Annotated in this window: 9 protein-coding genes and 1 pseudogene; 6 read left to right on the top strand and 4 right to left on the bottom strand. The window is 66.0% G+C overall.

Going from position 1 to position 9344, the window contains the following annotated elements:
• Nucleotides 1–141: 141 nt before the first annotated feature.
• Both fetB and G3N99_RS28610 read right to left on the bottom strand, forming a co-directional pair.
• A complete protein-coding gene (gene fetB, locus G3N99_RS28615; protein WP_174916961.1) occupies nt 142–945 on the bottom strand; it encodes an iron export ABC transporter permease subunit FetB in 804 nt (267 codons plus the stop codon).
• On the bottom strand, nt 942–1643 hold the full coding sequence (locus G3N99_RS28610; protein WP_174986111.1) for an ATP-binding cassette domain-containing protein: 702 nt from the start codon (nt 1641–1643) through the stop codon (nt 942–944). Before G3N99_RS28610 ends, fetB begins: the two co-directional genes overlap by 4 nt.
• A gap of 152 nt (nt 1644–1795) precedes the next feature.
• Between G3N99_RS28610 and G3N99_RS28605 the strand changes: the two genes are divergently transcribed.
• Complete coding sequence (locus G3N99_RS28605; RefSeq protein WP_174946447.1) at nt 1796–4093, top strand: AsmA family protein; 2298 nt, start codon at nt 1796–1798, stop codon at nt 4091–4093.
• Nucleotides 4094–4100: 7 nt separating this feature from the next.
• On the opposite strand, the gene G3N99_RS28600 is transcribed toward G3N99_RS28605, so the two are convergent.
• A complete protein-coding gene (locus tag G3N99_RS28600) occupies nt 4101–4553 on the bottom strand; it encodes a lipocalin-like domain-containing protein (protein ID WP_174933856.1) in 453 nt (150 codons plus the stop codon).
• 170 nt (nt 4554–4723) lie between these two features.
• Here G3N99_RS28600 and G3N99_RS28595 point away from each other — a divergent pair, with 170 nt between their 5' ends.
• A complete protein-coding gene (locus G3N99_RS28595; RefSeq protein WP_011352218.1) occupies nt 4724–6316 on the top strand; it encodes an ABC-F family ATPase in 1593 nt (530 codons plus the stop codon).
• Nucleotides 6317–6334: 18 nt separating this feature from the next.
• Here G3N99_RS28595 and G3N99_RS28590 read toward each other — a convergent pair whose 3' ends face one another.
• Complete coding sequence (locus G3N99_RS28590) at nt 6335–6475, bottom strand: hypothetical protein (protein WP_174933815.1); 141 nt, start codon at nt 6473–6475, stop codon at nt 6335–6337.
• Nucleotides 6476–6558: 83 nt separating this feature from the next.
• Here G3N99_RS28590 and G3N99_RS28585 point away from each other — a divergent pair, with 83 nt between their 5' ends.
• The 4 genes and pseudogenes from G3N99_RS28585 to G3N99_RS42600 all read left to right on the top strand — a co-directional run.
• Complete coding sequence (locus G3N99_RS28585; protein ID WP_206124064.1) at nt 6559–7308, top strand: FkbM family methyltransferase; 750 nt, start codon at nt 6559–6561, stop codon at nt 7306–7308.
• Complete coding sequence (locus G3N99_RS28580) at nt 7309–8301, top strand: phosphotransferase (RefSeq protein WP_206124063.1); 993 nt, start codon at nt 7309–7311, stop codon at nt 8299–8301.
• 1 nt (nt 8302) lies between these two features.
• Nucleotides 8303–9181 (top strand): 4Fe-4S cluster-binding domain-containing protein, encoded by an 879-nt coding sequence (locus G3N99_RS28575; RefSeq protein WP_206124062.1) that lies wholly within the window; start codon nt 8303–8305, stop codon nt 9179–9181.
• Nucleotides 9178–9344, top strand: a pseudogene (locus tag G3N99_RS42600) (asparagine synthase); the annotation flags it as partial. The gene G3N99_RS28575 and the pseudogene G3N99_RS42600, both read left to right, overlap by 4 nt.

Raw genomic sequence — 9344 nt, 5'->3', positions numbered from 1 at the left:
ATTGGTGGCTGGGTTTCCGACGTGTGCTCTTCCGCTCTCGGACGCGGACATCGCGGGCGCGTTGCGGCAGGCGCTCGGCAAGCGCCGCAGCATGCGCTGACTGGCGACCCGCGCGAACGCATCGCGCGGTGACGTTGCATGTCAGTGCGCGCGTTCTTCGAGCCGTGCTGCGAGAAAGCGGTGATCGGCCGAGAACAGCCGGCGATAGGTCATCAGCACCGCGCCGACCGTGCCGAGCGCCGAGGCCGCGGCAATCAGGAACATGATCACGATCTGGTAACGCACGGCCTGCAGCGGCGACTGGCCGGCCAGCACCTGGCCCGTCATCATCCCCGGCAGGCTCACGACGCCGACGACGGCCATCTGGTTCAGCGTCGGCAGCATGCCGGCGCGCACGGCCTGGCGCGCAGCGTCCTGCGCGGCTTCCCAGCGCGTCGCGCCGAGTGCGAGTGCGGTTTCGACGCGGTCGCGGCGCGCCGTCAGTTCTTCCATCATCCGCTCGACGCCGAGCGACACGCCCGTGAGCGTATTGCCGAGAATCATCCCGAGGATCGGAATCGCGTATTGCGGCGCGTACCACGGATGGATGCGGATCACGACGAACAGGCCGACCGCCGCGACGAACCAGCTGCTGAACCAGATCGACGCAATGCTGTCGATGCGCTGGCCGCGATACGTGCGCTTGCCGCGCCCCGCGCCGGCGAACCCGGCGATCAGCGTCATCAGCGCGGTGAGCGGCAGCACGACGTACCAGTGAGGATGGCCGAATACCCAGCCGAGCACGTAGCCGATCGCGAGCAACTGCACGACGGTGCGCACGGCCGCGAGCGCGAGCTTGCGGCCGAGGCCGAGCGACAGGGCCATCGAGATCGCGCCGTTGACCGCGACGAGCGCGGCGGCGATGCCGACGTCGACGAGGCTCAGGTCCTGCAGTGCGGGGCTCATTGCGTTGCCTCCGTCGGCTTGGCCACGTGCATCACGCCGGCCTGCATCACGAGCCGCATCGTGCCGATCCGTGCGGCCTGGGCCGGATCGTGCGAGATCCACATGTACGCGCGGGCGTCGGGCGCCGCGTCGAACCATGCGCCGACGAGCGCCTCGATCGCGCGTGCCGACTCGGGGTCGAGCGCGGACGTCGGCTCGTCGAGCAGCAGCACGTCGGGATCGAGCTGCAGCACGCGCAGCAGCGCGGCGATCTGCGCTTCGCCGCCCGACAGGTCGCTCGCGCGCTTGTCGAGAAAGTCGGGGCCGCGGCCGGCCTGCGCGGCGAGCGCTTCGGCGCGTGCACGATCGAACGCAACGTCGCGATAGATCGCGAGCGAATACGGATAGCGCAACTGCGATTCGACGGTGCCGTCCATCTGCGCGGGGCGCTGGCGAACATAGGCGACGCTGCGCCGGTAACGCGGGATCGCATTGCGCCGAATCCGTTTGCCGCGCCACAGGATGTGGCCGCCGTCGAGCGGATCGAGCAGCGCGAGCGCGCGCAGCAGCACGCTCTTTCCCGACCCGGACGGCCCGGTGATAGCAATTCGCGATCCCGCCGCGAGGCTGAAATCGGTCGGGGCGAGCAGGGTCTTGCCGCTGCTGGCATCGCGCCGCGTGATGCGCTCTGCATCGATGAGGCCGGTGGGGGCTGTCATGTCACAAATGAAAAAAAGCGTTAATGGCGCCGAAACGTCACCATGGCGTGCGTCATAATACCGATTGAAAAGCCGCGGGTGTCGTGCGCCGTTCGTCCACGCAAGCGGCCCGGCATGGTGCGGCAACATTTCAGAACAACAACGGAACCGCCATGACGCTTACCCGAGCCATCGGCAAATCGGCTGCATGGATCGTCGGTATCATCGCGGTGCTCATCGCGGCGGCCGGCGTCTTTCTCTTCGCCTTCGACTGGAATCGCGCGAAGCCTTGGGTCAACGAACAGGTCACAGCCGCACTCGGCCGCCCGTTCGCGATCAACGGCGACCTGAAGGTCGGCTGGCGCCGCCCCGACGGCGAAACCGGTTGGCGCGCCTGGGTACCCTGGCCGAGCTTGACGGCCACGCAGCTCGAGATCGGCAACCCCGACTGGGCGAAGACGCCCAAGTTCGTCACGCTCGATGCCGCGCACTTCGATCTCGCGATCCTGCCGCTGCTCGCGCATGAAATCGTGATCCCGTCGATCGACGTCGTGAATCCGGCCATCGACCTCGAACGGCTGGCCGACGGCCGCAACACGTGGACTTTCCAGTTCAAGCAATCGTCGCAGCCGTCGCCGTGGAAGGTGCGGCTCGACAGCTTCGGCTTCGCGAAGGGCACCGTCACGTATCGCGACGCGATCACCAAGGCCGACCTGACCGTCGCGATCGATACGCTCGGGCAGCCGATTCCGCTCGGCGACGTGCTGAAGGAGCAGGAGCAGACGTCGCGCGCGGCTTCGGCGCAGCGTGTCGGCAAGCATGGTGCTGCGCAGTTGAGCGCGAAGGCCAACGCAGAGGCCGCGTCGAGCGCTTCCGCCGCGCAGGCTGCGAGTGCGGCGTCGGCAACGGGGGCGTCGGCCGCGTCTGCCGTGGTGTCGGCTTCGTCTTCCTCGTCTACCTCTTCGGCATCGGCTGTTGCTGCCGCGTCTGGTGCAAGCGGCGCAAGCAGCGTCGCGGCGCCCGCGAAGCCGTCCGGCCCGACCTATGCGTTCGGGCTGAAGGTCGACGGCCGCTACAAGAACGTGCCGATCAGCGGCACCGGCAAGCTGGGCGGCGTGCTCGCGATCCAGGACGCGTCGCGGCCGTTCCCGTTGCAGGCCGACGTGAAGGCCGGCGACACGCGGCTCGCGATCGTCGGCACGCTGACCGATCCGATGCATCTCGCGGCCATCGACCTGCGACTGTGGTTGCAGGGCACGTCGATGTCGCACCTTTACCAGCTGACCGGCATCACGCTGCCCGATACGCCGCCTTACGCGACGGAAGGCCGGCTGATCGGCAACTTCAAGCGCAAGGCCAGCACGTTCCGCTACGAGAACTTCAACGGTCGCGTCGGCGGCAGCGATCTCGGCGGCACGCTTGCCTACGAGCAGCGCGAGCCGCGACCGAAGCTGTCGGGCGAGCTCGTGTCGAACCTGCTGCAGTTCTCCGATCTCGCGCCGGTGATCGGCGCGGATACGGCCGCGAGCAAGGCCAAGCGCGGCGACACGACGAAACAGCCGTCGAGCCGCGTGCTGCCGGTCGAGACGTTCCGCACCGATCGCTGGCGCGCGCTTGATGCAGACGTCAAGTTCACGGGCCGCAAGCTGGTCAAGAGTTCGGACCTGCCGATCACCAACCTGTACACGCACATCGTGATGACGGACGGCGTGCTGTCGCTCGAGCCGCTGCAGTTCGGTGTCGCGGGCGGCACGCTCGCGACGACCGCGCATCTCGACGGCAGCGGTGCGCCGCTGAAGGGCCGCTTCACGGTGGCGGCGCGGCACCTGAAGCTCAAGCAGTTGTTCCCGGCGCAGAAGGTCATGCAGTCGGCGCTTGGCGAGATCAACGGCGATGCGTCGCTGTCGGCGACCGGCAACTCGCCGGCCGCGCTGGCCGCGACGTCGACCGGTGAAGTGAAGGCGCTCGTGACGGACGGCCGCATCAGCCGCCTGCTGATGGAAGCGGCGGGGCTGAACGTCGCGAACGTCGTCTACGAGAAGCTGTTCGGCAACAACGACGTGAAGATCAACTGCGCGGCGATCGACTTCGTCGCGACCAACGGGATCCTTGACCCGAAAGTCTTCGCGCTCGATACGGACGACGCGCTGATCAACGTCGACGGCCCGATCAGCCTGCGCGACGAAACGCTGAACCTGAAGATCCACCCACACACGAAGGGTTTCCGGATCTTCTCGCTGCGCTCGCCGCTGTATGCGAAGGGCACGTTCAAGAACCCGGACGTCGGCGTCGATGCGGGCGCGCTCGCGCTGCGCGCCGGTGCGATGATCGGCCTCGGGCTGATCAACCCGTTCGCGGCGCTGATTCCGCTGATCGCGCCGAGCAACAACCGCGACGTGCCGTGCTCGGAGCTGTTCGGTCAGATGAATGCGAAGGCGGCGCAGCGGGCGGCGGCGAAAGTCGGCAAGTGACGGGGCGTCAGCGGCCCGCGCGCACCCAGAGCAGCAGGACTTCGACTTCCCGGCCGTCGATCCGGACCGGAGCCGCAGGGCCGAGCTGCAGGCGATCGCCGTCGAGCACGGCGATTCGCTGCTGGATGTTGCCGACCCAGTTCGGAAACAGGCTGACGTCCATTTCGTGAGTCAGTGTGCCGTCGTCGGCGACCTGAAAGGGGCCTGAATAGGCGATGTAGCCGCGCGCGGCTGCCGCGCACGCGTCGTCTGCGCCGTGGTGCGGGTCGCCGATCGCGTAGGGCGGCCGGCCGGCGGCCATCAGCTGGGCGGACATGTAGCCGTCCCGCGTATAGAGAAGCCAGCCGCGCACGTCGCGACCGAGCGGATAGGCGACCGCGCTGCCGTCGCAGGGGCGGACTTCGTAGGACACGAGGCGCCACGCGCCGACGAGTTGTTCGCGAAGCTGGCTGGCAAGCATGCAGGATTCCGGTAAGGCGGCGGTGCGGCGCGCGCCGTCGTATTGGCGGGCCGCCGGGCGGCGGGCCAGGGGGGCTGAAATGCGCTGGCGGAACGGCGTGGTCGGCAGTTTCTCCGACACCTGCTAAAATACACGGTTTTCCGTCGATTTATCCTTTAACGGGACCTGCCGTGCTTTCTACTGCCAACATCACGATGCAATTCGGGCCGAAGCCCTTGTTCGAGAATATCTCGGTCAAATTCGGCGAGGGCAACCGCTATGGTCTGATCGGCGCGAACGGCTGTGGCAAGTCGACGTTCATGAAGATCCTCGGCGGCGACCTCGAGTCGAGCGCCGGCAACGTCGCGCTGGAGCCGAACGTGCGTCTCGGCAAGCTGCGCCAGGACCAGTTCGCGTACGAAGACGTGCGCGTGCTCGACGTCGTGATGATGGGCCACACCGAGATGTGGGCCGCCATGACCGAGCGTGACGCGATCTACGCGAACCCGGAAGCCACCGACGACGACTACATGCACGCCGCCGAGCTCGAAGGCAAGTTCGCCGAATACGGCGGCTACGACGCCGAGGCGCGCGCGGGCGCGCTGCTGCTCGGCATCGGCATCGAGGAGAAATTCCACACCGGCACGATGAGCGACGTCGCACCGGGCTGGAAGCTGCGCGTGCTGCTCGCGCAGGCGCTGTTCTCGAAGCCGGACGTGCTGCTGCTCGACGAACCGACCAACAACCTCGACATCAACTCGATTCGTTGGCTCGAGCACACGCTCAACGAGTACAACTCGACGATGATCATCATCTCGCACGATCGTCACTTCCTGAACGCGGTGTGCACGCACATGGCCGACATGGACTTCGGTACGCTGAAGGTCTGGCCGGGCAACTACGACGACTACATGCTCGCATCGGCACAGGCGCGCGAGCGCCAGGCCGCGGCGAACACGCGTGCAAAGGAACGTGTCGCGGAACTGCAGGACTTCGTGCGCCGCTTCTCGGCGAACAAGTCGAAGGCCCGCCAGGCGACCAGCCGTGCGAAGCAGATCGACAAGATCAAGATCGAGGAATTCAAGCCGTCGTCGCGCCAGAACCCGTTCATTCGCTTCGAGTTCGAGAAGAAGCTGCACAACGTTGCGGTGGTGGCCGAAGACATCACGAAGAAGTACGAGCGCACGATCTTCCAGAACTTCAACCTGTCGGTGCAGCCGGGTGAGCGCATTGCGATCATCGGCGAGAACGGCGCGGGCAAGACGACGCTGCTGCGTTCGCTGCTTGGCGCGCTCGCGCTCGAGCACGGCACGGTGAAGTGGTCCGAGAACGCGAATGTCGGCTACATGCCGCAGGACACGTACGAAGAGTTCCCGAACGACATCACGCTGATGGACTGGATCGACCAGTACCGCAAGGACGGCGACGACGAAACGATGGTGCGCGGCACGCTGGGCCGCCTGCTGTTCTCGTCGGACGACATCAAGAAGTCGGTGAAGGTGCTGTCGGGCGGCGAGAAGGGCCGCATGATCTGGGGCAAGCTGATGCTCGGCCGCCACAACGTGCTGCTGATGGACGAGCCGACCAACCACATGGACATGGAGTCGATCGAGTCGCTGCAGATCGCGCTCGAGCAGTTCGAAGGCACGCTGATCTTCGTGTCGCACGACCGCGAGTTCGTGAGCGGGCTGGCGAACCGGATCATCGAAGTGCGTACGGATGGCACGCTGTTCGACTTCGGTGGCAATTACGAGGAGTTCCTGACGAGTCAGGGGCAGGAGTAATTGTCCTGACGCTTCCGTTCATGTGTTGCCCAGGCAGTAGACGCAGCCGGGGCGCATAGCGGCGCGAAGCCGCCAGAAGCGCATCGAGCCCGCATCGACAGTATTGTCGATGCGGGCTTTTTCATTTCCGTGTCGGTAAGGCACGGCAGCGTCGCGCATCCCCGTTTCCATCCGTCAATCGACTTCAGGTAAATTACGCTCCGAATACCACCCTTAATTTCCGACCCGGAGCCGCCCCCTCGATGCAGGACCATCCTTTCCCGCTCGACCTGTCCGGCCTCGCGCCAAGCCTGTATGCGCAGGGCACCGAGGAGGGCATCCTGTCGCGCCTGATGGAGCGGATCGCGCCGACCAACCGCTTCTGCGTCGATATCGGCGCAAGCGACGGCCTGCGCAACAGCAACACCGCGCGGCTGCTACGTGAACAGGATTGGTCCGGCGTGCTGGTGGAAGGCAGTGCATACCGCTTCGGCAAGCTTGCCGCTCACTACGCGGGAGCGGATCGCGTCAGTCTGCACCACGACCGTGTTCAACCCGACGCGATCGACACATTGCTCGCCGATGCGAACACGCCCGCCGAATTCGATCTGCTGTCGATCGACATCGACGGCAACGACTACTGGGTCTGGCGCGGCCTGCAGGCATTCCAGCCGCGCATCGTCGTGATTGAATACAACCCGTACTACACGCCGCCCGAGCGCTGGGTCATGTGCTTCAACCCGGATCACGAATGGGATGGCTCGACGTATTACGGCGCGAGCCTCGAATCGCTCGTCCATCTCGGCAGGCAGAAGGGCTATGAACTCGTCTGCTGCGACGACATGGGCAACAACGCATTCTTCGTGCGGCAGGACCTGTATCCGCTGCTCGGCATCGCGAACAACGCTTCCTCGGTGCTGTTTCGTCCGGCGATGTACAAGGCGCGCTACGTCGGGCACAACACGTTCCTGACCGGCCATCCGTATCGATACGGGCCGGCCGAGCACATCTGAATGGACGCGCTCGCCACGACCTTCGAAGAGATCCGCGATGCCTATGCGCTGGGCCGAAGCGGGCCGCCGCGCCAGGTCGGCGAACGCGTGTGGCACCTGCCGACCGATGACGGCGGCGTAGCGGTCAAGCTCTACGCGTCCGAACATCGCGCGCGTGTGGCCAAGGAAGCTGCCGTGCTCGCGCACTTCGAGACGCACGGCGATTTGCGTTTCCATGTGCAGGCGCTGAAATGCACGGTGGCTGGCGCATCGCTGTGGACAGGTTCCAATTCTCACGCGATGCTGACGCGCTGGGAAACCGGGCAGTTCAGGACCTACGACACTTTTTCGCTGGCCGAATGGGATGCACTCGGCGAGAGTCTGGGCGCGCTGCACACGAGCCTCGAACAGCTTCATCTGCCACAGCTCGACACGATCCGCGCACGGCTGACCGCGATCGACGCGGACGCGGTGCGCCGCAGCCTGCACGACGCACTGGATCGCGCACGCTCGAACGATAGCGCCGAGACTTTGCGCCGCTACGTCGATCTCGCGCTGCGCATGCTCGACCGCTTCTATCCGGGCAGCATCGACGCGTTTCCCGCCGACGATCCGCAGTACCCGATCCACAACGACTACAACCAGTTCAACTATCTGTTCACGGGCACGCTGCCGCCGCTCATCCTCGACTGGGAAGCGTCGATCGGCGCACCGCGCGAATACGAGCTGGTGCGTTGCCTGAATCATCTGCCGCTGGAGGCGCCGCATCTGGCGGAAGCGTTCGTGCTGGCCTATCGGCGGACCCGGCCGGTCGATCCCGCGCGTATCGCATGGGCGGTCGATGCCGCGTGCCTGCAGCACGCGCTCAAGCTCTGGGTCGTGCAAGGCTGGCTCGACGATCCTTCGCGCTTTGCGTCGCATCTGAACGGCGCGGTGACGATGGCGTCCGCGATGGTGGATGCGCGCGACCGTCTGGTCGATTTCTTTTCCCGTTGCATCGAAGCAGGACGCTGAAGTGAATGCGAATCTGAACCGGATGTCGAATCCGACGCCGCCGGCCGAGCGGCAGCATGTGTTTCCGCCGCCGCTGGATCGCGATTACCGCGTCGAAGACGGGCGCGTGCTGACGCGCTCGCTGGAAGCGCATATCGTCGATCACTGCAACCTGACCTGCGCGGAATGTTGCTCGCTGTCGCCGCTGCTGCCCGAGTGGTACGCGAGCCCCGAATCGCTCGAGGCCGATCTGCGCAAGGCGGCAAAGGTGCTGCGCCCGCGGATGTTCAAGCTGGTCGGTGGCGAACCGCTGCTGCATCCGGCGCTCGTCGAACTCGTCCAGCGCGTGCGCGTCACGGGCATCGCGCCCGTGATCTCCGTCACGACGAACGGCCTGAAGCTCGGCGAGATGACGGACGCGTTCTGGCAGGCGGTGGATGCGCTGACGATCTCGCGTTATCCGAAGCCGTCGCTGTCGCCCGACCTGGTCGCGCACATCGAGCGCCAGGCCGCACGCTTCGACGTGCGCCTGAACTGGAAGGTGCAGGACGTGTTCACGACGATGAACCGCGCGGAGCCCGGCACCGATCGCGACGCAGCGCAGCGCCTTTATCACGATTGCTGGATCCGCGAGCGCTGCCATATGATTCGCGACGGCATGTTCTACACCTGCACGCGGCCGGCGCATTTCCATACGCTCTACAAGGGCGAGAAGGATTTTCAATCCGACGGCCTGCCGCTGCGCGACGACGTTGACATGCTCGACGCGATGCTTGCCTATCTGCAACGCGAGGCGCCGCTCGAAGCGTGCCTGCATTGCCAGGGCGGCAGCGCGCCGGTGGCGCCGCATCGCATCCTCAAACGCATTGAAGTGGACTCCTTGAAGGCTCGTTATCCATGATCGTCGGCACGCGCGACCTGTTCGGCTTCGACCGGCTTCACTACCATCCGCGCAGCGGTGCGACGGCGTCCGGCATCGGGGCCGTCCTGCACGCGGCGGGGCAACCGGCCGGCGAGCCGGACGCGGCGGCCATCGCGGGCTACCTGAGCGGCGAGCGGCTGGT

The sequence above is a fragment of the Burkholderia sp. Ac-20392 genome (assembly GCF_017104585.1).
Classification (GTDB): domain Bacteria; phylum Pseudomonadota; class Gammaproteobacteria; order Burkholderiales; family Burkholderiaceae; genus Burkholderia; species Burkholderia lata.
The sequence above is the reverse complement of the archived record's forward strand: the minus strand, read 5'-3'. Positions and strand labels throughout refer to the sequence as shown.